We start from the raw sequence: 23,039 nt of genomic DNA, 5'->3' as shown, positions 1-23,039 counted from the left end.
CGGTACGGCGCGGAAGAGTCGGCGCGGAAGGGTCGGCGCGCAGCAGCGGATCGCGACCCGCCGAGCCTATGACGGCATGCGGGTGTTCCCCATAGCCAGTCGCGATGCGCTGGCCTTCTCGGTCGCCCGCCGGGTCAGCGGATGGCGCGCAGCGGGGTGTTCGATGCGGTGTGCGTTCGGGTGCCTGCCAGACGCCTTGCCTCGTCGAGGAGTTCCGGCAGGTCCTGCGGATACAGCGGTTCTCCGGTAGCGACCAGTTCGCGGAGTCCGTCGTTGTCGAACCACCTGAACTCGAGGTCCATGCGACGTTCGAGTTCGGTGAACCCCTCGGAACCCGGTTCGAATCCGGGTGTCTGGAGGACGAAGAACAGTTCTTCGGAATGCAGGACTTCACCGTTGAACGGGAAGACGGCCACTCGCCGCCACACCGGTCCGACAAGCTGTTCAGGGGCGACGCCGCGTCCGGTCTCCTCGGCGAGTTCCCGGACGGCCGCGACACGCAGATCCTCGCCCGGTTCCACGGCGCCGCCGACGGTGAACCAGAAGCACACCTCCGGACGTGCCGGATCGTGACCGCGAAGCAGCAGCACGCGCCCGTCGTCGTCGAGCAGCACCACCCGCGCCGACGTGCGAGCCCGATCCGGTGTCCGTGACTGCGAGGGAACAACCCCCGGCTTCTCGACATCGCCGATTCTCTCGACGGCACCGGTCTTGTCGACTTCGCGTTCGGCGATCTCGAAATAGGTCGGCAGCGGCGCGGTGCCGCCGAGATGAAGCCAGCGCACCGGGCGACGGGTGCGTAACGCGAGTGTGTCGCGCACAGCATCGTTGTGGAACCTTCTGGCAATGAGCACGCGGGCTTCCGAGTCGGCGAGTTCGGCGACCAACTGCGGGCGCAGACGCTCCACATCGAGACCGGCCAGCGCAACGGACAGTTCGTTCTCAGCGGCCTCCCGATGCGCACGGTCCGCACGTTCCGCTCGGTCGGCGAGCGCCGACAACCGGCGCCCCTCCGCCGCGGACGTGGACGCCGCAAGGCTCCGGGTCACCACAGCGCGACGGGCGAGGGCAGCGTCGAGTGCCTGCCACGACAGGTCCGACCGCACATGCAACCGATCGAGGCGATTCGCTGTCCCATATGCCCACAGACCCAGCAACAGGACGATGGACGCGGTCAACGCCAGGACAAGGATCGTCAGAGCGCTGAGGGTCACGAGCGAACCTCCCGTACCGGTCCGGCACCGACGGTGACCGTCTCGTACACCCGCAGGATCTGGTCGGCCACCACCGGCCAATCGTAGGTTTCCACGACCTCGGACCCGGCCTGAACCAACGCGGCGCGGCGGCCCTCGTCGTCGAGGACCTCCAGGATGCCGTCGGCCAGTGCCGTCGCGTCACCGATGGGAACGAGCACACCTGCTCGCCCATCGCGCAGCACGCGTCGGAACGCATCGAGTTCGGACGCGACGACGGCAGTACCGGCCGCCATCGCCTCGACCAGGACGATCCCGAAGCTCTCCCCGCCGAGATTCGGTGCGCAGTACACATCGGCGCTGCGCATCGCCGAGGCCTTCTCGTCGTCGTCGACCTGCCCGAGAAAGCGGAGGTGACCCGAGTGTGGACCGGCGTCCTTGCGGAGTCTGTCCTCGTCGCCGCGACCCACAACGAGGATCTCGATGTCCGGGTAGTGCGCCACCAGTGCGGGCAGCGCACCGACGAGCACGTCCATACCTTTCCTTGATTCGTCGAAGCGACCGAGGAACAGCACCGTCCGGCCTGCCCTCGGATAACCGGATAGCAGTGGAGAGTGCCGGAAGAATGGCACGTCGACCCCGTTCGGGACCTCGACTGCATCGGCTCCGAGCGAGGTGACCTGCCAGCGGCGGGCGAGCTCGGAAACGGCGATCCGACCGCTGATCTTCTCGAGGAACGGCTGCAGGACTCCCTGGAAAGTGCTCAGAACCAGCGACTTCGTCGTCGACGTATGGAACGTCGCGACGATGGGCCCCTCGGCAATTTTCAATGCGAGCATCGACAAGCTCGGGGCGTTCGGTTCGTGGATGTGGAGGACATCGAAGTTGTTGTCGTTGATCCAGCGGCGCACCCGCGCATAGGAGACCGGTCCGAAACTCAGCCGGGCCACTGAGCCGTTGTAGGGAATCGCAACTGCTCTACCCGCAGAGACTACGAAATCGGGCAGCGTCGTGGTCTCCGAGGCGGGCGCGAGCACACTCACCTCGTGGCCGCGGGCAATGAGAACCTCGGCGAGGTCCACTACATGAGCCTGGACACCACCCGGGACATCGAACGAGTACGGGCAGACCATTCCGATCCTCACTCACTCCTCCATTCGGGCGCGTCGTGAGTCGGACAGATCGTCCATCCACAGTGGTTGCAACATGTGCCAGTCTGCAGGGTGCTCCACGATGTCGGCAGCGAAACGGTCGGCCAGTAGCTGCGTCGCGTTGCCGATACCGCCGCTGACGTCGATCTCGGGGTGGACCTGGAATCCCCAACCGTCGTCGGTGAACCAGCAGTGCACGGGAAGGAGGGCCGCGCCGGTGTCGATCGCCAGTTTCGCGGGTCCGGCGGGCATGCGCGTGGATTCGCCCATGAACGTCACGGGCACGCCCTTGCGCGCGAGATCGCGCTCCCCCAGCAGACACACGACCTTGTTGTCGCGCAGACGCGCCGACAACTCGACAAATGGGGGGCTTTCGCCACCCGAGAGGGGGAACACCTCGAACCCGAGGCCCTCCCGGTACTCGACGAAGCGGCGGAACAACGACTCGGGGCGCAGTCGCTCTGCCACCGTGGACAACCCGCCGTAGGTGCGGACGCACCACACGCCTGCCATGTCCCAGTTGCCACTGTGCGGTAGCGCCAGAACCGCGCCGCGTCCGGTGGCCAACGCCGCCTCGATATGTTCGCGGCCTCGGATCGCCGAATCGATCGACGCCGCAGTGGCGTCGAGATCCATCGACGGAAGCCGGAAGGACTCGCGCCAATATCGTGCATACGATCGGATCGAAGCCCTGATCAGGTCATCCGGGACCTGTTCGGGTGGGACCCCGAGAACGCGGGAAAGATTGCGGCGCAGTTGCTTCGGTCCGCCGTTCCGACGAGCAGCGAAGTCGGCTCCCGCATCGAACAGCCAGGTCGCGACACGTTCCGGCAAGAGCCGAACCAGGCGCCATCCCGCCGCGTATCCGAGGTCCGAGAGACGCTCGGCCGCATTCATACCCGGTCCTCGCCGTTCACGACCGCTCCCCGTCCTCGGTATCCGTCTCACACGTCGAGTCCGATGGCGGCGCGATCGGTAGCAATTCGCGCGCGCCCGGAGAGTCCCGCACCGCGAGTACCCGCTGGAACACTGTGATGACCGACCCCGCAGCGAGCAACCACATCGCGATGTGGATCGCCCAGTCGAGACCGAGACCGGTCAGCCCCGAACCGACCAGCACGATCACGAGACGATCGGGGCGCTCGATGAGACCCCCGTCGGCCGACAGACCGCTGGCTTCGGCACGCGCCTTCGCATACGAGATCACCTGCGAGCACACGAGGCAGATCAGCGTCGCGATCACCAGCGGTCTGCTCTGCTCGTGATAGACGGCCCACCAGGCCAGACCGGCGAAGATCGCTCCGTCTGCGACCCGATCGCATGTGGCATCCAGTACCGCACCGAAACGTGTTCCGCCGCCGCGGGCACGTGCCATTGCACCGTCGAGCATGTCGAACATCACGAACAACCAGATGACGAGTGTGCCGACGAAAAGGTGGCCCGAGGGAAACAGCGTGAGAGCAGCCGCGATCGTTGCGACAGTGCCGATGATGGTTACGGCATCCGGGGTCAGACCCGTACGAATCAAGGCGTGACCGAGCGGTGCGGTCACCTTCGAAACCGATGCGCGACCGAAGAAGCTCAGCATTCCGAGACCCCCGAATTCTCCTTCGACCGACGTGCCCGGAATCCGATCCTGCCACGACGCACCGTCTGACCACGGGTGTAATCAGGGACTGGTCCGCCTTCGGCAGGCGCTACTCGTCCCATGCCGAAGCCAGCAATGCGCGGGTGTCGCGCAGCAGCTGCACCATCACCTTGGATCCGCCGAGGACTGTGATGAAGTTCGCGTCGCCACCCCACCGTGGCACCACGTGCAGATGCAGATGTTCGGAGAGCGAACCACCCGCAGCGGCACCCAGATTGAGCCCGACGTTGAACCCGTGGGGACGCGACACCTTCTTGATCACTCGAAGTGCCCGCTGAGCGAACGCCATGAGCTCGGTGCTCTCGTCCACCGAGAGATCCTCGAGGTTCGCCACCCGCCGATACGGCACCACCATGAGGTGGCCCGGGTTGTAGGGATAGAGATTGAGCACCGCGTACACGGATTCGCCGCGGGCGACAACCAGCCCCTCTTCGTCGGCCATCTTGGGGATCTCGGTGAACGGCTCGTACGGCTCGCTCCGCAATCCCGGAGATTCGGTGATGTACGACATGCGATGCGGGGACCACAGCCGCTGCAGGTGGTCGGATTCACCGACCCCTCGGTCGATCATCGAGTCGGACGTGTCGGCCGGCCCTGGAGTTCCCTCGCCCGTCAAGAGGTCGCTCCCCGTTCTTCCGGACGCACCAGCTCCGCAGTGGGAGAAGCGTTGTCGCGTCGACGAACCCACTCGGCGATGATGCTCACGGCCTCGTCGACGGGCACACCGTTGACCTGGGTACCGTCGCGGAACCGGAAGCTCACCGCGCCTGCGGCGACATCGCGTTCGCCTGCGAGCAGCATGAAGGGAACCTTCTGCGTGGTGTGCGTTCGGATCTTCTTCTGCATGCGGTCGTCGGAGATATCCACCTCGGCGCGGATACCGGACGACTTCAGTTTGCCGACGACGTCGAACAGATGCTCTTCGAACTCGGCGGCCACTGGGATACCTACCACCTGAACCGGCGAAAGCCACGCGGGGAACGCACCGGCATAGTGCTCGGTGAGCACACCGAAGAAACGCTCCATCGAACCGAACAGCGCACGGTGGATCATCACGGGGCGATGCTTGGCACCGTCGGATCCGGTGTATTCGAGTTCGAACCGCTCGGGGAGGTTGAAGTCGAGTTGGATCGTCGACATCTGCCAGTTGCGACCGAGCGCGTCGTTGACCTGAACCGAAATCTTCGGTCCGTAGAAGGCGGCGCCGCCCGGATCGGGCACGAGGTTCAGCCCCGAGGCCTCGGCGACCTCACGGAGCGTGTCGGTGGCGGACTCCCACAACTCGTCGCTACCGACGAACTTCTTGGCGTTCTTGGTCGAGAGCTCGAGGTAGTAGTCGTCGAGTCCGTAGTCTTTCAGTAGATCGAGGATGAATTCGAGCACGGTGGTCAACTCGTCGCGCATCTGCTCGGGGGTGCAGAAGATGTGCGCGTCGTCCTGCGTCATGCCGCGCACACGGGTCAACCCGTGGACGACACCGGACTTCTCGTAGCGATACACCGAACCGAATTCGAACATGCGCAACGGGAGTTCGCGGTACGACCGCCCACGCGACCGGAAGATCAGGTCGTGCATGGGGCAGTTCATCGGCTTGAGGTAGTAATCCTGGCCGGGTTTGCGGATCGTGCCATCGTCGTTCAGTTCCTCGTCGATGTGCATCGCGGGGAACATGCCGTCCTTGTACCAATCGAGGTGGCCGGAGACCTCGTAGAGATGCCCTTTGGTGATGTGCGGGGTGTTGACGAAGTCGTATCCGGCGTCGACATGGCGCTGTCGCGAGTAATTTTCCATCTCCTGGCGGATGATGCCGCCCTTGGGATGGAACACCGGCAGACCCGAGCCGAGCTCGTCCGGGAACGAGAACAGATCGAGTTCGGCGCCCAGCTTGCGATGGTCGCGGCGCTCGGCCTCGGCGAGCAGTTCGAGATGCCGGTCCTGCGCCTCCACGGACTCCCAAGCAGTGCCGTAGACACGCTGCAGGTCGGCGTTGTCCTGGTCGCCGCGCCAATAGGCGGCCGAGCTGCGGGTCAGCTTGAACGCGGGAATGAACTTGGTGGTCGGGATGTGCGGCCCGCGGCACAGGTCCTTCCACACCACCTCGCCCGTGCGCGGGTTGAGGTTGTCGTAGATGGTCAGCTCGCCGCCACCGATCTCCATGATCTCGGGGTCCGGCTCGAAATCGCTGCCACCCGACTTGTCGTCGATGAGTTCGAGCTTGAACGGCTCGTTCTTCAATTCGTCGCGGGCGTCGTCGAGGCTCTCGACGACGCGGCGGGAGAAGCGCTGAGCGTCCTTGACGATCTTCTTCATCCGCTTCTCGAGCTTCGCGAGATCCTCAGGGGTGAAGGGGCGCTCGACCTGGAAGTCGTAGTAGAAGCCGTCTTTGATCGGCGGGCCGATGCCGAGCTTGGCCTCGGGGAACTCCTGCTGGACGGCCTGCGCCAGAACATGCGCGGCCGAGTGGCGAATGACGCTGCGGCCGTCCTCGGTGTCCGCGGCGACTGCCTCGACCTCGGCGTCGGTCTCCGGCGTCCACGACAGGTCGCGCAGGGCGCCCTCTGAGTCGCGGACGACGACGATCGTGTCGGGTCCCTTGACCGGCAATCCGGCTTCGCGCACGGCGGCGCCGGCAGTGGTTCCCGCTGGCACCCGGACGAGCGTGGCTGTTTTCGCGGATGCGGGCGTGGTCACTGGCTGGACTCCTCGGCTCGATGCCTGTTCTCGGGGGCTGCTGCCCGGCGCGGCACAGCGCGTCGGCAACCTCCCCACATGCTATCGACATGCGCTCACACAGCGAACACAGGGCGTGCCGGAACGAAACACGGTTGCGGCATCCGAAACTCTCAGAGCGAGTGCAGCCCTGTGAGCACCCGTTCGAGAAGTTCGCTGCCCGGTCCGACCCGGTCCACCGTGCTGTGGACGGTCAGGATGCCCGCCCCCGCGAGGTCGCCGATCAGCACACGGGCGACTCCGAGGGGGATCCCCGCCAGAGCGGCCACTTCCATGGTCGAGCGCGGTTGTGCGCACAGACCGACGACCACCCGGTGCTCCTCGGCGAACTTGCCTGCCATCAGGCTCGTCGAGGACGGGACCGTGGACACGAGGGCCTCTAGCGGCAGGTCCATATCGCTCCGGGTGCGGCCACCGATGCGGACGAAGGGCCTCACGAACGATGATGTGTGATCTTCCAATTTTCCGACTCCCCCAGCGCTTTCGTACCCAGTTCCGTCGAACGTCCGATCCATCGCGCGGGACACCCGGGGCCCCGTCTCGCTGACAGCGGCCTGTGCTGCGGTGGTCGGCGTCCCCCCTTCGGCCGACGGCGGCGCGACAGCATCCAGCTCCGACGACCGCTCCCCCTCTTCAGGGGGCGAATATACAAGATCGTCCCGCTTAGTGCGGTGACGTGGACGCCGGGACCCGAAGCGGGCACCGGTCGTCCCCACGGCCTGCCATGCGCCATCTGCGACACTCATCCTGCACATCCTCCTCGAACCACCGCGGTCTGTCCCGACCTCGCCCACGCGGACATCGATGGCCGCAGACGCGCACATCGTCGAGCCGGCAACGAACCTCTCGTCGGCCGGATCACGCAACTCCCGCTGCGTTCGACAGTTGCATGCCAAGATACGCAAAAAGGGCACCCTGTGCAGGGTGCCCTTGTGCGGACCTGTGGTCCCGGCTGGGATCGAACCAGCGACCTCCCCGGTGTGAACGGGACGCTCTTCCACTGAGCCACGGGACCGTGCCGCTTCGCAGCGGCTCGAACGCAAAGAAACTTAACACGCCCCTGCGCGCGAACACGAATCAGCAGGTCACGCAGAGTTTCCGGAATCGCGCTCGACCGACCGCTCGCCACCAGCTCCTCTGGATCCCGCCCTACAGGGCAGCACCCCCTCTACAGTGCAGCGCCCCCTCGAGTAACGGAACACCAGAACGCGGAACTCGGCGGCACATCGGGCGCGAGCAACCCTCAGCACACCACTTACTCACCGCACGTGTTCCCGTCGCCCCCAGAGCACTCGAAAACCCCTCCGACAGCACCCCCACAGCACTTCCAACGCCGTCCTCGCTGAGTTTTCTTGCGTTGACCTGCAGATTTGTGTGATTCCGCGATGGTCGGCTAAGTTTTTAACCGCACCACGGAGAGCGCAACGCCACGGTGCGAATGCGGATGTAGCGCAGCTGGTAGCGCATCACCTTGCCAAGGTGAGGGTCGCGGGTTCGAATCCCGTCATCCGCTCGAGAGGTTGGACTCGACCTTTTATGGTGGAGTGGCCGAGTGGTGAGGCAACGGCCTGCAAAGCCGTGCACACGGGTTCGATTCCCGTCTCCACCTCGCGCGATTAGCTCAGCGGGAGAGCGCTTCCCTGACACGGAAGAGGTCACTGGTTCAATCCCAGTATCGCGCACCAGGGTCGATCAGCACGTGGGTCGACCCCAGTTTCACCGCAACGTGCACACGCGGATGTAGCGCAGCTGGTAGCGCATCACCTTGCCAAGGTGAGGGTCGCGGGTTCGAATCCCGTCATCCGCTCCACACCGGCGTAGGAAGCCGGCGCGATTAGCTCAGCGGGAGAGCGCTTCCCTGACACGGAAGAGGTCACTGGTTCAATCCCAGTATCGCGCACCAGAAGTAGCAAAAGTCCCCCTTCGGAATTCCGAAGGGGGACTTTTGCGTTCCCGATCAGTGGACGGCGCTGAGCCGGTTCGCACCGGCAATCATGGCGCGCAGCGTGGACTCGGTTGCACTCGACCCCGTTCCCATCGCCCACCCCCGACGGTCCCCGTGACTGCAGAAGAGGAACGTCGCCTGGGCTCCACCGACTTCGCACTGATGAAACGACAGGATCTCGAGGTGAATCCCGAGCCCGTGAAGCATTGCCGTCATTCCTGCCACCGGACCGTTCGCGACAGCCGATGCGGTGTGGATCGACGCACCCACCGCGAGTGTTGCCTCATATGAGCTGCGACCCGCGGACACCGCAGTGATTGCCCATGCTCCCATACGCAGCGGACCGTTCTGCGGTCCGTAGAGGTCAGCGAACTCTTCCCAGGTGAGTCCCGCAGCCTCGGCCCGCAACGGCAGGGGCAGACGGTCTGGCCAAGACGAGACGGGGATGTTTGCATCAGCCGAGGTAGACGTGTGGACAGCGTTCGAGTCGAAGGCATTCATCGAAGGGGTCTTCCGCGAGAAGGAAGGACCGACACATAGCTCAGGGACCCGCAGCGAGGGGTCGGTCCGAATCAGACCCCGCTACGGCGGTGAACTACGAGTACGCGCTTCATGACGCCCACCCTAGAACCTATATGTGACGAGTGCAAACGTCGGGCCTCGAAGCATGTGACGAAACCGTGACCGCGCGAATCGGGCCGCAACTTGGAAGCTGAGGAATCCCTCATGTATCGTGATAAGTGCCATCCCCCCCGATGGTAATGAGCCCCAGCCATGACCCCCCATCCAAGGCTGGGGTTCAGCCATTTTCGGGTATTTTCCAGGCCGGCACGCGGGAGACCGACTGCGGCTGCTTCACTGGAAGCATGCCGTCTCCACTCGAAGAAACCACCGCTGCTGTATCTGTGGAACGTGCGGGCATCTGGGATGCCGAGCGCATCGCCGACGTGGCGGCAACGACGTTTCCGTTGGCATGCCCACCCGATGCAACGGGTGCGGACATTGCCGCATTCATCGAGACCGCACTCACGGCGGAGCGCTTCAGTGAGTATCTGACGGACCCCGCAAGAACCGTTCTCGAGGCCACGATCGACGGCGAGATCGTCGGATATCTCATGGCAATCGACACACCACCCGACGATCCGGAGATTGCAGCGTTGCTCACCGCACGGCGGTCGATCGAGATCAGCAAGTTGTATGTGCTCCCCGGCCAGCACGGCACGGGGGTCTCGAACGCACTCATGGGCGCCGTCGTCGAGCTCGGACGTTCTGGCGGTCACGACGGGTTGTGGCTCGGCGTCAATCAGCAGAATGCGCGAGCCCGTCGCTTCTATGCGAAAGAAGGTTTCGAGGTCGTAGGCGAACGCAGGTTCACGGTGGGATCGCAGGTCCACGAGGACTACGTGATGGAGCGCATCCTGTGAGCGGCCACCTCAGAAGCGCACCAGTGCCTGTGCTGCCGGCAGATCCGGACCTGTGAACCGGAACTGCCGACCAGACCGGAAAGTCAGGCGGGGACCTCGAAACGCGACAGCGCGAGAAGGCGCGAGGTGGCACGCAGATACTTCTTGCGGTAGCCGCCGGCCAGCATCTCGGGTGTGAAGATCTCGTCGAGTTTCGCTCCGGCAACCGTCACGGGGACACTCGCGTCGTAGAGCCGATCGGCGAGGACCACCAGTCGCAGAGCTACGGACTGATCCTGAGCCGGGTGGACACCGTTGAGGAACACCGCGCTGACGTCCTCGACCAGTTTTCCGTAGCGCGATGGGTGGAGCGTACTGAGGTGGGCACACAACTCGTCGAAATCGTCGAGCGTCGCGCCGGGAATCTCGTTGGCACGTTCGACGAGAGCCTTCGAGTCGACCGGTTCGGGTGCAGGCGGAAGGTCGCGGTGACGGTAGTCGGGACCGTCGACCCGGAGCGTCTCGAATATGGACCCGAGCTTCTTGATCTCGCGGAGGAAGTCCTGCGCAGCGAACCTGCCCTCGCCGAGCTGTCCGGGGAGGGTATTGGAGGTGGCGACGATCGAGACACCGCGCGCCGACAACTCGGTCAGCAGCCGCGACACGAGCATTGTGTCGCCGGGATCGTCGAGCTCGAACTCATCGATGCACAACACACTGTGACTCGACAGCTCCTCGACAGCCTTGTTGAAGCCGAGCGCACCGACGACGTGGGTGAGTTCGACGAATGTGCCGAAGGCTTTGGGCGAGGGAGCACTGTGGAAGATCGAGGCCAAGAGGTGCGTCTTGCCGACGCCGAATCCGCCGTCGAGGTAGAGACCGGCACCCGTGGACGGAGCTTTCCTGCCGAACAACCCGCGCTTGCCGCTGCGGATCTTGCCGACCTTACCGACGAAGGCTTCGGCCGCAGCAACGGCCGCTGCCTGGCTGGGCTGTTCGGGATCCGGGATGTACGACGCGAAACTCACCTCGTCGAACATGGCGGGCGGCACCATCTGGGCCACAAGTTGGTCTGCGGGCACCACCGGATTCCGGTCGACGAGGCGTTCGTGCATTACACCAGGATAGTGGCGGCAAATGACACATCCAGCACAGGACCGGGTAATGGGACCTACTTCACAGACCGTTCACGGTGAGTTCACCGAACCGGAGCAGATGAAGGGTATGTGGCCTAGGCGTCCGAGTGCACCGGTGCGCACCGTCACTGCGCGCACCTGGCAGGCTGTCCGCATGCGCAGAACCGGGGTGCTCGCTGTGTGTTGGCTCGCAGTTGCGTCGGTGGTGGCCGCGTGCGGAGCGGGTCCCTCGATCCGTCCCGATGTGGCTGTCGTCCAGGACGTAGGAGGCGAGCAACCGGCCGAACCTGAACAACGCGACCCGGGTACGACCGAACTCCCGGTACCGCAGAACGACCTCGCGTGGCGCGACTGCACCGCCGAGACGATCGGTGGTTTCGCGCTGCCGCCGGGCCCGGCCGGGCTCGTTCTCGAGTGCGCCCAGGTTCCTGCACCGATCGACGTGACAGGGACGGTACCTGGAACGTTCCCCCTCGGAGTGCTCCGGGCACGGACTTCCGAGACTCCCGGCGACGTCGCACCACTGGTTGTGACCACCGGGTCCGATCTCCCGTCGAGCCGCGCGCTCGCCGCACTCGCTACGGGCCCGATGTCGACGATCCTGACCGCGCGTCCCCTGGTCGCCGTCGACCGTCGCGGGCTCGGGATGTCCCAGGAAATCGACTGCATCTTCGGCGCCGATCGCCGTGCCCTTGCCGACCTCGGGCAGTTCGGTCGCAGCGGTGAGGCGTCCGATCGCGTCGCCGAACTCGGTCGGCAAGCCACTATCTCGTGCACCGACTACCTGCAACCGCAGCAACTGATGTTCGGCGCGTCCCACGCTGCGAGCGATATCGAGCAGCTGCGCCGCGCCTGGGATGTCGATCGGTTGGGGCTGCTCGGAATCGGTAATGGCGCAACGGTTGCGCTCGCGTTCGCAGCGGCCTATCCAGGTGGCGTCGGGCGGCTGATCCTCGACTCGCCTGCGGCGGCGACCGCAGACGCCGAACTGCTCGCCGAATCCGCTGCGCGCGGCGCAGAAGCCGCCGTCGACGAGTTCTCCCGCCGCTGCGCCGCACTGGAGTGTTCGTTGGGGCCGGACCCGCGCGGAGCGATCGAGGATCTCCACGGTCGCGCCGCGGACGGCCTGCTCGCACCAGTGTCGTCGAATGCCCTGCTCACGGCGATCTCCGCTTTCCTGGGCACCCCACGTGCCGACCTGCAGTCCCGTATCCGCGAGCTGTCCGACATCCTTGCCGCCGCCAGGGACGGCGACGTGATGCCACTGCTCGAATCCGTAGGGACGGCAGAAGCGATGCTGACGACCGACGGCCAATGGGTGTCACAGTGCAGCGACGGGCAGCGATGGCCGACGGCGATGCGCGCCGCCGAACTTCAGACGTCGTGGTCCACGACGTATCCGTTGTTCGGTGGTGATGCCGCCGTCGCGGCGACCTCGTGCGCGGCGTGGCCGAGCATGGCGGCGCCGTCCCTCCCAGCAGCACTCGACGTACCGGTACTCGTCACCAGTGCGGCAGCCGACCCGATCGTCGGAAATGCAGGCTTGGATTCGGTGACCGGTGCATTGACCGCGAGCGGCATCCGATGGACGGCACTCGCGTGGCAGGGGGCCGGGTATTCCGCAACGCTCCATTCGGCTTGCGCGCAAAGTCGCGCCGAAGCGTATCTGGCAAACGGAGAGCTTCCACCGAACGGGAGCCTCTGCCCGGCCTGATCGCAGCTGCTCGGAGTGCCTGGATGCGCCGTTCGGTGCGGTTGCGGTGTACCGTGCCGTAGTGTTCCTCAGCAGTCTCGAGCCTCGCACCGCCCGCACTACAGCGGAAGTGGTCAAGTGCGTCGTATGGCCACTGGCCGTACTGACGGTGCTGCATCGGGTCGTCATCAAAGCCGTCAACGGTTTCCGAACCGATGATTTCAAGCCCGTGTACGAGGCTGCACTGGCCTTCCTCAATCGCCGCCCGGTGTACACCGCCAACTTCGACTGGGTCGACCCGCACTATCTGTACCCGCCGTCGGGGACGCTGCTGATTTCACCGATCGCCGTGATCGACCCGGAACGCTCGCGCTGGTTGTTCATCCTTGCAAACGCCGTCGCGATCCTGATCGCGCTCTACCTGTTGTTGCGGATGTTCGGATTGCGTCTCGATTCTCCGGTCGCGCCGATTCTCGTGCTGGCCGCGTTCTCATCCGAAACGGTCACGAACACCCTCGTCTTCACCAATATCAACGGTCTCGTCTTGCTCGGCGAGGTGGCCTTCCTGGCGCTGCTGCTCAAACGTCGTGACCTGTGGGCAGGCGCGGCACTCGGTCTCACGTTCGCCGTGAAACCTATTCTGGCGCCCCTGCTGCTGTTGCCGCTGGTGCGGGGTCAGTGGAAGGTGTTCGTCACCGCTGCTGCTGTTCCCATTGCACTGACGGCCATTGCGTGGCCGTTGTCGGTCGATGCGTGGCAGTTCGTCGAGCACACCGTCCCGTACCTTCTCGAATCGCGGGACTACTTCAACAGCGCGATCGTGGGCAACGGGATGTACTACGGTCTGCCCGGCTGGCTGGTCGTAGGCCTGCGGGCCGTGCTGGGTCTGATGGTCGTGGCCTCGATGTGGTTGCTGTACCGCTACTGCCGCGACGACGAACTGTTCTTCGTCTGTACCAGCGCCGGCGTGCTTCTCGGCGCATCGTTCCTGCTCACCTCGCTCGGCCAGATGTACTACTCCATGATGCTGTTCCCGCTACTGATGACTGTGCTGCTGCCGAACTCGGTGATGCGGAACTGGCCCGCGTGGCTCGCCGTCTACGGGTTCCTCAGCTACGACTCGTGGTTGTCCGGTCGCTGGGTCGAGGCCGGTCGTGCAGCGGAGTACATGAAGACGACCTTCGGCTGGTCCCTGCTCCTGATCGTCATTTTCGCCGTGCTCCTCGATCGCTATCTGGCCGCCCGCCGCGAGGGCCGTCTCGATGGCGGTATCGAGCCGTCACACTTGTTGCGATCTACCCGGTCGAGTGCCACCGCACGGTCGAAGCCGGATCAGGAACCTGAACCAGAGGTCGCAACACCGTGATCCGGCTGCCGGCCGCCCAGCCGCCCGTACCCGACCGGACGCACCTCGTGGCACAGTCACTCGCACACCGCTAGCGTGGATGTCATGACTACCCCTCCCCGATCGGAACCCGCACCCAAGGTCACCCATAGCGACGACGAGTGGCGCGCCAAGCTGACGCCCGAGGAATACGCCGTGCTTCGCCGGGCGGGTACCGAACGCCCATTCACCGGCGAATACACCGATACCGATACCGTGGGCGTCTACGAGTGCCGCGCGTGCGGTGCGGAATTGTTCCGTAGCTCGGAGAAGTTCCACTCGCACTGCGGCTGGCCGTCGTTCTTCGATCCGGCGGAGTCCGACGCCGTGATCCTCCGGACCGACGACAGCCTCGGAATGCGGCGGGTCGAGGTACTGTGCGCGTCGTGTCATAGCCACATGGGCCATGTATTCGAGGGCGAGGGCTATCCGACTCCCACTGATCAGCGGTACTGCATCAACTCGATCTCCCTGCGCCTGGTTCCGAAGGACTGATGCCTGCTGCCGACAGTGCTCGCCACAGCGCATCGGGCCGGTCCGCGGTGGGAAGAGGCTCCACGAGCCGGAACGAACAGCCGATCTCTCGTGCGGCACCGTCGGCCTTCTCGCTGTCGCCGATCATGAGGGTACGGGCAGGATCTACGTCCAGTGTCTCGACAGCGTGCCGGAAGATCTCCGGTTCCGGCTTCACCGCCCCGACCTCGAACGAGAGTGTGAACACCGAGACGAGGTCGTCGATTCCGAGCGCCGCGAACGCCGGCCGGATATCGAAGGCAATGTTGCTGAGCACGCCGATGCGATAGCCGTCACCCGAGAGTGCCTCTATCACCGGGACCGTGTCGGGATAAACCGTCCAGCACGCGGGGTCCGTCACTTTGGCATACAGATCCCGTGCCTGCTGCGGATCGGCGACACCGGATCTTCTCAGCACCGTGAGATAGGCCTCCCGATGCCACGCCGGGTCGCGATCACGATTGGTCCAGGCATGGTGCTCTTCGGCATCCATCTCCACCGGTTGCCCGGTCGGTGCAGTGAGGCGGCGCATCAATTCTGCCTGCCGGTGCACATCGAACGGCGCACCGCCGCTATCGGTGATCTGCTCCATCCAACTGTCGTCCTCCTCGAGCCTGAAAAGCGTGCCGGAGAAGTCGAACAAGACCGCGTCGAAGGGATTCGTGCCCATACTTCGAAGGCTAGCCGTTCCTGTCGATGCCGGGCGGATCTCAGAGACCGTACATTCCGTCGATCAGACCCTTGGCGATCGTGGTGGCCGGATCACGGCCGTCGGCACCGGGCGCCAAGTTCGCCCACACGATCAGCGTGATCCCGTTCTCCGGATCGGACCCCATGAACGAGTTGTATCCCGGAAGCTCTCCCGTGTGCCCGTACATCGGGCCCATCTTGGCGATACCCCAGCCGTAACCCGCCGCGTCCGGCATGGACGGATCGGTCGGGACGATGCTGTCCATTCGCTGCTGCTGTAGCTCCGCGTCGAGCACCGAACCGTTCGTGAGTGCCTCGACCCATGTGGCCAGGTCTTCGGCGGTTGCGATGCCTGCCCCTGCCGACCAGGCCCAGGACGGATTGGTGTTGGTGACATCAGTAGGGGCAAGCGTTCCGTTCTCGGCTTCGGTCTGCATCGCCTCCGGCAGGGCCGGGTCGGTGAGAGTGAGCATGTTCGTGCCGAAGAAGTAGCCGTGGGAATAGGGCGTCGGTAGCTCCACCTCGGTCGGGTCCGGGAACGAGGAGTCGGACATCCTGGCCGGCCTGAATATCCGCTCGTCGAAGATATCCGGCAACGGCTTGCCGTCGAGTTGGACCGCGATCAGACCGAGCAGCACATAGTTGGTGTTCGAGTAGTGATAGCCCTCCCCTGGCGGGAAATACGGTGGGTTCGCAAACCCGAGAGCGAGCAACTCGTCAGGTTGCCACACCCGCCCCGGATCATTGTCGAGCGCCTCGTTGAGTTCCGGTGTCTCGCTGTAGTTGTACAGCCCGGAGCGCATGTTCAACAGCTGCTCGATCGTGATGTTCTCGCCGTTGGGAACGTCGGGACGATGCTTCGATACCGGATCGGACAAGGACAGTGCGCCTTCGGCCACCATCTGCAGGATGACCGTGGCCGTCCAGGTCTTCGTGTTCGAGCCGACGCGGATATGGTCGTCGAGGGAGACCGGTTCGCCCCCGTCGTGCTCGGTGGTCCCGTAGGTCGCGGTGATGGTTCCGGAGGGCGTCCGAAGCAGCGCGACCGCGCCGGGTAGCAGAAACTCCTGCGCTCCGGATTCGAGAGCCGACTGTAGTTCGGCTTGATCCACCGGAGTCGGGGCCCCGGCCGCGGACGTCTCGGAGCCCGACGTCTCCGACGCCGCGCCCGAAGGGGACGTGGGCGAGGATGCGTCCTCTCCCGAATCCGTACATGCGCCGGCGAAGAGGATCAATGCCACCGCGGCACCGGCAGCCCGCAGACGACGATCGTTGACTGCACGACGCTTCATGAGCACTCAGAATACTGCCACACCACCGATGAAAGTGATGAAACTCACAGATGACGCAGGATCGTCGGTGGGTCGTACGCGCGGATCGGTGGCAACTCCCCCACGAAGAGCTCGATCTCGACGAGCACATGCTGCCCCGTGCAGCCGTGAGACAGACGCGACGTACCCACATCGGCCGTGAGCACGTTCGGGTTTCCGTGCACGCACATCGACTCGGGGTCTTCCGGGTCGTAAGGGTCGTACCACGCTCCGGTCGAGAGCTGAACGACACCGCGCAGCACCCCGTCGTCGAGCACCACCCCGGCAAGACAGGCGCCACGGTCGTTGAACACCCGAACCACATCACCTTCCGAGAGGTTGCGTGCCTCGGCATCGCCCGGGTGCATCCGGATCGGCTCGCGGCCCCGAATCTTCGACGCCTGACTGAATGCACCGTGATCGAGCTGACCATGGAGCCGGGTACTCGGCTGATTCGCGATGAGATGCAGTGGGAACTGCTCAGCGCGTGCGCCGCCGAGCCACTCCTCGGGCTCGTACCACTTCGGATGGCCTGCGCAGTCCTCGTAGCCGAATCCGTCGATGTCCGCAGAGAAGATCTCGATGCGGCCGCTCGGGGTCCGCAGCGGGTCGCGTTGCGGGTCGTCGCGAAACTCTTCGAACAACGTCAGATCGTCCTCGGTGCGCATCCGCACGTGACCGTGACGCCAGAACTCGTCGAACTCGGGTGGGTCCTCGACCCTGGCCGGATCTGCGAGAACGAATCCGCGCCACTGCTCGTAGAGATATTCGAGCCACTCCTGTGCGCTGCGCTTCTCGGTGAACCGGTCGCCGAAACCCAGTCGGTACGCGAGCGCCGAGAACGTGTCGTAGTCATCGCGGGCGTCCTCGAATCGGGGTACAGCCGCGTGCATCGCAACGAGTAGCGGGTCGCTGCGCGTACAGGTCAGGTCGTTGCGTTCGAGGGTCGTGGTGGACGGCACCACGATGTCGGCGTGCTTGGCCATCGGGGTCCAGTACGGATCGTGGACCACGATCGTGTCGGGGCGGCCGAGTGCACGACGGAGCCGGCCGATGTCCTGATGGTGATGGAACGGATTCCCGCCCGCCCAGTAGACAAGCCGGATATCGGGAAACGTGTATCGGTTGCCGTCGTAGTCGAACTTCTCCCCCGGCCGCAGCAACAGATCCGAGATCGCGGCCACCGGTATGAAGTCGTCCACCTCGTTGTTTCCCTGGAACAGGGTGGGCAGTGGATACGGCACCGGCGCGGTGCCGGGCTCGTTCATCGACCCGTACCCGTGGCCGAAGCCTCCGCCCGGCAGACCGATCTGTCCGAGCATGGCAGCCAGCGTGATTCCGGCCCACGGCGCCTGCTCCCCGAACCGCACACGTTGAAGCGACCACGACACGGTCACCAACGTCCGTGAGGACGCCATTCGGCGCGCGAGTTCGGTCAACGTATCCGCGGACAGTCCCGACACCTCCGCCGCCCACTGCGGCGATTTCCGGATCCCGTCCGTCCGGCCGAGCAAATAGTCCTCGAACTTGTCGTAGCCGGTGCAATACCGATCGAGGAATCGGCGGTCGGCGAGCCCCTCGGTGGCCAGGACATAGGCCAGCGCCAGCATCACCGCGACATCGCTTCCCGGCCTCGGCGCGAGCCACTCGCACTCGCCGTGCGTGTCGTCGCGCAGCGGACTGATCGACACGATCCGGCCGCCGCGAGCCCTCATCCGGTCGAGCGCGTCGCGGGTCGGGTGGTCGCTGTTCCCGCCGTCATTGATCGACGTGTTCTTGACGGGGACACCGCCGAAACACACGAAAAGTTCCGTGCGCCCGGCGATGAGATCCCAGTGGGTCGAACGCGCGAACAGCTTCCAGTGGGTGCCGACGACGTGCGGCATGACCACACCGGTCGCGCCGAGCGAATAACTGTGCACCGACCGCGTGTAACCGCCGAACATCTTGAGAAAACGGTGAACCTGGCTCTGCGCATGGTGGAATCGTCCGGGCGCCGACCATCCGTACGAACCACCGAAGATCGCACGGTTCCCGTATCGGTCCGCGACGCGTCGCAATTCACGGGCGAGCAGTTCGGTCAGTTCCTCCCACGACACGGCGACGAACTCGTCGCTGCCGCGGCTGCTGCTGGGCCCGGGACCGTGCTCGAGCCACCCGCGACGCACAGCGGGCCCGGCGATGCGGGCGCGGTGCCGCACCGAGCCCGGCACGTTCGCGAGGATCGGTGACGGGTCGCGGTCGCCGGGGAACGGGTGCGCGGCGACGACCTCGCCATCGCGCACCTCCGCCGAATACATCCCCCAGTGCGCCATGTGCGAGTACCTCGCGTGCGCCATGTGCGAGTACCTCGCGTGCGCCATGTGCGAGTACCGCGCCCCGTCGGACATGATCAGGGAAGCGAAGCGATCAGAGACTCGGGCGCCACACGCGGCCCCGAGAAGAACGGCGTCTCCTCCCGGACGTGCCGCCGCGCCTCGGTGGCACGCAGATCGCGCATCAGGTCGACGATCCGATCGAGGGCAGGTGCCTCGAACGCGAGAATCCATTCGTAGTCGCCCAGCGCAAATGCCGGGACCGTGTTGGCACGCACATCCGGGTACGGACGCGCTTCCTTGCCGTGGTCGGCGAGCATCTTGCGACGATCGGCATCCGGAAGCAGGTACCAGTCGAGCGACCGCACGAACGGGTACACACAGATGTAATCACCCGGCTCCTCACCGGCGACGAACGCCGGGAGGTGGCTCTTGTTGAACTCCGCCGGCCGGTGCAGTGCGGTATTCGACCACACCGCGGTACTCGCACGCCCGAGGATCGTGGTGCGGCGGAACTCCGCGTAGAACTTCTGCAGATCCTCGATGTGCTCGGCGTGGGTCCAGATCATGAAGTCGGCGTCGGCGCGCATCCCTGCAATGTCGTAGATCCCGCGCACGATCACGTCGGTGCCCTCGAACGAGGCGAGGAACTTCTGGAAGTCCTCTACGGCCTCTGTGCGATCTTCACCGAGTGCGCCCGGTCTGACCTGGAACACCGACCACATCGCGTAGCGAAGCGTGGAATTGAGCTTTTCGAAATCGAGACGTGCCATACCCCTCATCCTGCCACTCGCGCCGCGAGCCGTGCTGCGGCCTTTGTACCCGATGCGACACACGCCGGAACGCCCACTCCGTGCAGCATCGCCCCGGCCACCGCGAGGCCGTCGATCTCGTCCATTTCCCGCTCGAACGCTGCCACCGTCTCGGTGTGTCCGGCGCGGTACTGGGGTAGTCCGCCGTGCCAGCGCTGCACGAATGCCGCGACCGGTTCGTCGGCGACGCCGGTGACCGTGGCGAGGTCGGCGCGGGCGAGGGTGATCAGCTGTTCGTCGGATGCGCCGACCAGGGCGTCGTCGCCGAACCGGCCGAAGGATGCGCGGGCGAGGGCGACGTCGCGTTCGGCGAGGTGGGGCCACTTGCGACCCGACAGGGTGAACGCCTTGGCCGACAGTTCCTCACCGGTGGCAACGAGAATTCCCGAGTTCTGCGGGAGCGCAGCACCGGACGGAAATGCCATGGAGACGACGACCGAGGACGCCAGTGGAATCCGGCCGGCATATGCCGAAGCTGCCGGAACCGGCTCGGTGAGCAACGCCGCCGCCTCCGGTGCCGGCACCGCGAGCACCACACCGTCGACCTCACCGATCGGTTCGAGCGACCACCGGCCACCACTGCGACGCAGATTCGCGGCGACGGTGTCGTAGCGGACCTCGGCGCCGGCGGCGCGCTCGAGTGCGTCGAGGAGCATCCCGTATCCGCCGCGCAACGCGCCGAACACGGGCTTGCCGGACGGTACCGGGAGAGCTCGGACGACCGCCTCGGTCAGGCTCGCTGCGCCCTCGTCGAGTGCGCGCGCGAGGGTCGGTACGGTAGCGCGGATGCCCGCGGTGTCGGACAGACCCGAGTAGACGCCGCCGAGCAACGGGTCGACGCTCCGACGGACCACCTGCTCACCGAACCGGGATCCGACCAGCTCTGCTACCGACATATCCCCGGTGCGGTCCCAGGCCAGAGGCACTGCGGACTCCCCCTCGATCCGGGTGAGCGTGGCGTCGTCGACGAGTCCGGCGACCGACTGCGCGTTCGCGGGAATGCCCATCAGTGTGCCGGTGGGCATGGGGTGCAGTTCTGCTCCCGCATAGATGAGCGGGCGCGCTCCGGACGGGTGGACGAGTTGATCGGTGAGGCCGAGTTCGTCGAGCAGCGCGGGCACCTCGGGCCGGCGCCCGATGAATGCCTCCGCGCCCACGTCGACGGGCCCGCCCGCAAGGGAGACGGTGCGCAGCTTGCCGCCGAGTCGATCGGACCGTTCGAGAATCACGATGTGCGCGTCGGGGCCGAGCGTTCCGCGCAGGCGGTACGCCGCGACGAGACCGGTGATGCCGCCGCCGACGACGGCGACAACGGGTGCGGTCACAGGGAATGCACCAGCTCGACCACCCTGGTGAGGATCTCCGGATCGGTGTCGGGGAGCACGCCGTGCCCGAGGTTGAAGATGTGTCCGGTCGCCCCGCAGGCAAGAGCACGGTCGGCCGACGCGATGACGCGACGGACCTCGGATTCGACGACATCCCACCCGGCGAACAACAGCGCCGGGTCGAGGTTGCCCTGCAGGGCCTTGCCCGCGCCGACACGGTTCGCCGCGACATCGAGCGGCACCCGCCAGTCGACACCCACGACATCCGCGCCGACCTCGCCCATCGCACCGAGGAGTTCACCCGTTCCCACGCCGAAGTGGGTCCGGGGAACGCCGAAGGATTCGAGCTCGGCGAAGACCCGCTGCGAGTGCGGCATCACGAACTCCCGATAGTCGACGAGCGAGAGTGCGCCCGCCCACGAATCGAAGAGCTGGATTGCATCGACACCCGCTTCGAGTTGCGCACGCAGAAATACGATCGCGACATCGGTGAGCTTGCCGAGGAGTGCATGCCAGGTCTTCGGGTCGGCGTGCATGAGTGCCTTCGTGCGCTCGTGATTTCGGCTCGGCCCCCCTTCGACCAGGTACGACGCGAGCGTGAACGGTGCGCCGGCGAATCCGATCAGCGGTGTGTCGCCGAGTTCGCGAGTCAGCAGAGTCACTGCGTGCGCAACGGCACCGACCTGGTCCTGTTCGAGATTCGGCAGTGCTGCGACATCGGCGGCCGTGCGAATGGGATTCGCGACGACCGGGCCGGTACCGGCGACGATGTCGAGGTCTATACCTGCTGCTTTGAGGGGCACAACGATATCGGAGAACAGGATTGCGGCGTCGACCTTGTGTCGCCGCACGGGCTGCATCGTGATCTCGCACACGAGCTCGGGGTCGAAGCAGGATTCGAGCATGCCGATGCCTGCTCGGATCTCGCGATACTCCGGCAGCGATCGACCCGCCTGACGCATGAACCACACCGGCCGGTGCGCCGGTTGCTCGCCACGCGCTGCAGCGAGAAGTGGGGCATGCGGGAGAGCCCGCCGAGTGGGGTGCTGGGTGGCCGCAGCAGAGCCGACGTTCGTGTTCTCCAAGCCGGTCATCGATCCTCGTTCTTCCGAAAGGCACGGGTCGTAGCCCATGCTGCCACGCGTGTCGGGTGGGCTGGAATCGGCGCGCCTCCCGCGTGTGCTCGGTCACCGGCACTAACGTCCGCTGGCGTGACCACCTCGCCTGCCGAGCCGGCCCGTTTTCGCGCTGCTGTCGATGCGATGAATGCGGCCACCGTACGCCCGGAGATCGAGGTCGAGCCGATCCGGCCACCGCAGCGACTCGCGCCGTTCAGCTATGCACTCGGTGCCGAGGTGCTCCATCCCGACGCGACAGAAGTCCCGGAGGAGTCGGAGGGTGACGCATTCGGACGCCTGATTCTGTTGTACGACCCCGACGGGGACGAGGCCTGGCACGGCACCACCCGCCTTGTCTCGTACATCCAGGCCGATGTCGACGCGACCCTGGCCGCCGACCCGCTACTGCCCGAGGTGGCGTGGAGCTGGCTCGTCGATGCGCTCGAGGCCCATCACGAACCTCTCACCGCGCTCGGAGGAACCGTCACCTCGACGAGTTCGGTGCGTTTCGGTGACATCGCGGGACCGGCTCGCGCACATCAGTTGGAATTGCGTGCGTCGTGGACGCCGACCTCCGAGGTACTCAGCCCCCACGTCGAGGCATTCTGCGAGGTCCTCGCGTATGCGGCGGGACTGCCACCGGCCGGGGTCGCCCGCTTGCAGCGATAGAGTC

20 protein-coding genes and 6 tRNA genes are annotated in these 23,039 nt (G+C 65.4%); 10 read left to right on the top strand and 16 right to left on the bottom strand.

Going from position 1 to position 23,039, the window contains the following annotated elements; genetic code table 11:
- Window positions 1-134 precede the first annotated feature (134 nt).
- The 8 genes from ACSYG9_RS22020 to ACSYG9_RS21985 form a co-directional block, all read right to left on the bottom strand.
- Window positions 135-1,214, bottom strand: coding sequence for an NUDIX domain-containing protein (locus tag ACSYG9_RS22020; protein ID WP_440124479.1), 1,080 nt, complete (start codon window positions 1,212-1,214; stop codon window positions 135-137).
- Window positions 1,211-2,338, bottom strand: coding sequence for a glycosyltransferase (locus ACSYG9_RS22015; RefSeq protein ID WP_440124478.1), 1,128 nt, complete (start codon window positions 2,336-2,338; stop codon window positions 1,211-1,213). The genes ACSYG9_RS22020 and ACSYG9_RS22015 overlap by 4 nt, the downstream gene beginning before the upstream one ends.
- Window positions 2,339-3,241 (bottom strand): phosphatidylinositol mannoside acyltransferase, encoded by a 903-nt coding sequence (locus tag ACSYG9_RS22010; RefSeq protein WP_440124477.1) that lies wholly within the window; start codon window positions 3,239-3,241, stop codon window positions 2,339-2,341.
- 16 nt (window positions 3,242-3,257) lie between these two features.
- On the bottom strand, window positions 3,258-3,932 hold the full coding sequence (pgsA, locus tag ACSYG9_RS22005; protein WP_440124476.1) for a phosphatidylinositol phosphate synthase: 675 nt from the start codon (window positions 3,930-3,932) through the stop codon (window positions 3,258-3,260).
- Between the two features lie 109 nt (window positions 3,933-4,041).
- Window positions 4,042-4,563, bottom strand: coding sequence for an HIT domain-containing protein (locus ACSYG9_RS22000; RefSeq protein WP_440127762.1), 522 nt, complete (start codon window positions 4,561-4,563; stop codon window positions 4,042-4,044).
- Between the two features lie 41 nt (window positions 4,564-4,604).
- The gene (gene thrS, locus ACSYG9_RS21995; protein WP_454839915.1) at window positions 4,605-6,683 is read right to left on the bottom strand and encodes a threonine--tRNA ligase; all 2,079 of its coding nucleotides are present in this window, start codon (window positions 6,681-6,683) and stop codon (window positions 4,605-4,607) included.
- Window positions 6,684-6,835: 152 nt separating this feature from the next.
- Complete coding sequence (locus ACSYG9_RS21990; RefSeq protein WP_440124474.1) at window positions 6,836-7,159, bottom strand: DUF742 domain-containing protein; 324 nt, start codon at window positions 7,157-7,159, stop codon at window positions 6,836-6,838.
- 506 nt (window positions 7,160-7,665) lie between these two features.
- A tRNA-Val gene (locus tag ACSYG9_RS21985) sits at window positions 7,666-7,737 on the bottom strand.
- A 425-nt stretch (window positions 7,738-8,162) separates the two neighbouring features.
- Here ACSYG9_RS21985 and ACSYG9_RS21980 point away from each other — a divergent pair.
- The 5 genes from ACSYG9_RS21980 to ACSYG9_RS21960 all read left to right on the top strand — a co-directional run bounded on the left by ACSYG9_RS21980 (window position 8,163) and on the right by ACSYG9_RS21960 (window position 8,625).
- Window positions 8,163-8,235: transfer RNA gene (locus ACSYG9_RS21980), tRNA-Gly, on the top strand.
- 25 nt (window positions 8,236-8,260) lie between these two features.
- Window positions 8,261-8,331: transfer RNA gene (locus ACSYG9_RS21975), tRNA-Cys, on the top strand.
- 1 nt (window position 8,332) lies between these two features.
- Window positions 8,333-8,407: transfer RNA gene (locus ACSYG9_RS21970), tRNA-Val, on the top strand.
- Between the two features lie 49 nt (window positions 8,408-8,456).
- Window positions 8,457-8,532, top strand: a tRNA-Gly gene (locus ACSYG9_RS21965).
- Between the two features lie 18 nt (window positions 8,533-8,550).
- Window positions 8,551-8,625: transfer RNA gene (locus ACSYG9_RS21960), tRNA-Val, on the top strand.
- A gap of 54 nt (window positions 8,626-8,679) precedes the next feature.
- On the opposite strand, the gene ACSYG9_RS21955 is transcribed toward ACSYG9_RS21960, so the two are convergent.
- Window positions 8,680-9,168, bottom strand: coding sequence for a 2-isopropylmalate synthase (locus tag ACSYG9_RS21955; RefSeq protein WP_440124473.1), 489 nt, complete (start codon window positions 9,166-9,168; stop codon window positions 8,680-8,682).
- A 365-nt stretch (window positions 9,169-9,533) separates the two neighbouring features.
- Here ACSYG9_RS21955 and ACSYG9_RS21950 point away from each other — a divergent pair, with 365 nt between their 5' ends.
- Window positions 9,534-10,091 (top strand): GNAT family N-acetyltransferase, encoded by a 558-nt coding sequence (locus ACSYG9_RS21950; protein WP_440124472.1) that lies wholly within the window; start codon window positions 9,534-9,536, stop codon window positions 10,089-10,091.
- An 83-nt stretch (window positions 10,092-10,174) separates the two neighbouring features.
- On the opposite strand, the gene zapE is transcribed toward ACSYG9_RS21950, so the two are convergent.
- Window positions 10,175-11,185, bottom strand: coding sequence for a cell division protein ZapE (gene zapE / locus ACSYG9_RS21945; RefSeq protein ID WP_454839912.1), 1,011 nt, complete (start codon window positions 11,183-11,185; stop codon window positions 10,175-10,177).
- Window positions 11,186-11,360: 175 nt separating this feature from the next.
- On the opposite strand from zapE, the gene ACSYG9_RS21940 reads away from it, so the two are divergent.
- From ACSYG9_RS21940 to msrB, 3 genes are all read left to right on the top strand, one after another.
- Window positions 11,361-12,920 carry an alpha/beta hydrolase gene (locus tag ACSYG9_RS21940; RefSeq protein ID WP_454843019.1) on the top strand — a complete coding sequence of 520 codons (1,560 nt, stop codon included), beginning with the start codon at window positions 11,361-11,363 and terminating at the stop codon, window positions 12,918-12,920.
- 61 nt (window positions 12,921-12,981) lie between these two features.
- Complete coding sequence (locus ACSYG9_RS21935; RefSeq protein ID WP_454839911.1) at window positions 12,982-14,265, top strand: glycosyltransferase family 87 protein; 1,284 nt, start codon at window positions 12,982-12,984, stop codon at window positions 14,263-14,265.
- 84 nt (window positions 14,266-14,349) lie between these two features.
- Window positions 14,350-14,778, top strand: a complete 429-nt coding sequence (msrB, locus tag ACSYG9_RS21930) for a peptide-methionine (R)-S-oxide reductase MsrB (RefSeq protein ID WP_440124468.1) — start codon at window positions 14,350-14,352, stop codon at window positions 14,776-14,778.
- Here the strand turns inward: msrB and ACSYG9_RS21925 are convergent.
- The 6 genes from ACSYG9_RS21925 to hemE are packed head-to-tail and all read right to left on the bottom strand — an operon-like array spanning window position 14,741 to window position 22,342.
- On the bottom strand, window positions 14,741-15,466 hold the full coding sequence (locus ACSYG9_RS21925; RefSeq protein ID WP_440124467.1) for an HAD-IA family hydrolase: 726 nt from the start codon (window positions 15,464-15,466) through the stop codon (window positions 14,741-14,743). The two genes, msrB and ACSYG9_RS21925, sit on opposite strands and share 38 nt — an antisense overlap.
- Before the next feature lie 40 nt (window positions 15,467-15,506).
- Window positions 15,507-16,778, bottom strand: coding sequence for a serine hydrolase domain-containing protein (locus ACSYG9_RS21920; RefSeq protein WP_454839908.1), 1,272 nt, complete (start codon window positions 16,776-16,778; stop codon window positions 15,507-15,509).
- Between the two features lie 44 nt (window positions 16,779-16,822).
- A complete protein-coding gene (locus ACSYG9_RS21915; protein WP_454839906.1) occupies window positions 16,823-19,135 on the bottom strand; it encodes a molybdopterin-dependent oxidoreductase in 2,313 nt (770 codons plus the stop codon).
- Between the two features lie 53 nt (window positions 19,136-19,188).
- Window positions 19,189-19,884, bottom strand: a complete 696-nt coding sequence (gene hemQ, locus ACSYG9_RS21910) for a hydrogen peroxide-dependent heme synthase (RefSeq protein ID WP_440124464.1) — start codon at window positions 19,882-19,884, stop codon at window positions 19,189-19,191.
- A gap of 5 nt (window positions 19,885-19,889) precedes the next feature.
- A complete protein-coding gene (locus ACSYG9_RS21905) occupies window positions 19,890-21,248 on the bottom strand; it encodes a protoporphyrinogen oxidase (RefSeq protein ID WP_440124463.1) in 1,359 nt (452 codons plus the stop codon).
- Window positions 21,245-22,342, bottom strand: coding sequence for a uroporphyrinogen decarboxylase (gene hemE / locus ACSYG9_RS21900; protein ID WP_454839903.1), 1,098 nt, complete (start codon window positions 22,340-22,342; stop codon window positions 21,245-21,247). The genes ACSYG9_RS21905 and hemE overlap by 4 nt, the downstream gene beginning before the upstream one ends.
- A 117-nt stretch (window positions 22,343-22,459) precedes the next feature.
- Between hemE and ACSYG9_RS21895 the strand changes: the two genes are divergently transcribed.
- Window positions 22,460-23,035, top strand: a complete 576-nt coding sequence (locus ACSYG9_RS21895) for a DUF3000 domain-containing protein (protein ID WP_440124461.1) — start codon at window positions 22,460-22,462, stop codon at window positions 23,033-23,035.
- Window positions 23,036-23,039: the final 4 nt, after the last annotated feature.

It is taken from the genome of Rhodococcus sp. SJ-2 (assembly GCF_053750035.1).
The sequence above is the reverse complement of the archived record's forward strand: the minus strand, read 5'-3'. Positions and strand labels throughout refer to the sequence as shown.

What these genes read in the sequence shown, in the direction of transcription:
- zapE (WP_454839912.1), bottom strand. Translation starts at nt 11,185, where the DNA reads ATGCACGAACGCCTCGTCGACCGGAATCCGGTGGTGCCCGCAGACCAA.
- ACSYG9_RS21920 (WP_454839908.1), bottom strand. Translation starts at nt 16,778, where the DNA reads ATGAAGCGTCGTGCAGTCAACGATCGTCGTCTGCGGGCTGCCGGTGCC.
- ACSYG9_RS21955 (WP_440124473.1), bottom strand. Translation starts at nt 9,168, where the DNA reads ATGAATGCCTTCGACTCGAACGCTGTCCACACGTCTACCTCGGCTGAT.
- hemE (WP_454839903.1), bottom strand. Translation starts at nt 22,342, where the DNA reads ATGACCGGCTTGGAGAACACGAACGTCGGCTCTGCTGCGGCCACCCAG.
- ACSYG9_RS21940 (WP_454843019.1), top strand. Translation starts at nt 11,361, where the DNA reads ATGCGCAGAACCGGGGTGCTCGCTGTGTGTTGGCTCGCAGTTGCGTCG.
- pgsA (WP_440124476.1), bottom strand. Translation starts at nt 3,932, where the DNA reads ATGCTGAGCTTCTTCGGTCGCGCATCGGTTTCGAAGGTGACCGCACCG.
- ACSYG9_RS21915 (WP_454839906.1), bottom strand. Translation starts at nt 19,135, where the DNA reads ATGGCGCACGCGAGGTACTCGCACATGGCGCACTGGGGGATGTATTCG.
- hemQ (WP_440124464.1), bottom strand. Translation starts at nt 19,884, where the DNA reads ATGGCACGTCTCGATTTCGAAAAGCTCAATTCCACGCTTCGCTACGCG.
- msrB (WP_440124468.1), top strand. Translation starts at nt 14,350, where the DNA reads ATGACTACCCCTCCCCGATCGGAACCCGCACCCAAGGTCACCCATAGC.
- ACSYG9_RS21925 (WP_440124467.1), bottom strand. Translation starts at nt 15,466, where the DNA reads ATGGGCACGAATCCCTTCGACGCGGTCTTGTTCGACTTCTCCGGCACG.
- ACSYG9_RS22000 (WP_440127762.1), bottom strand. Translation starts at nt 4,563, where the DNA reads ATGATCGACCGAGGGGTCGGTGAATCCGACCACCTGCAGCGGCTGTGG.
- ACSYG9_RS22010 (WP_440124477.1), bottom strand. Translation starts at nt 3,241, where the DNA reads ATGAATGCGGCCGAGCGTCTCTCGGACCTCGGATACGCGGCGGGATGG.
- ACSYG9_RS21950 (WP_440124472.1), top strand. Translation starts at nt 9,534, where the DNA reads ATGCCGTCTCCACTCGAAGAAACCACCGCTGCTGTATCTGTGGAACGT.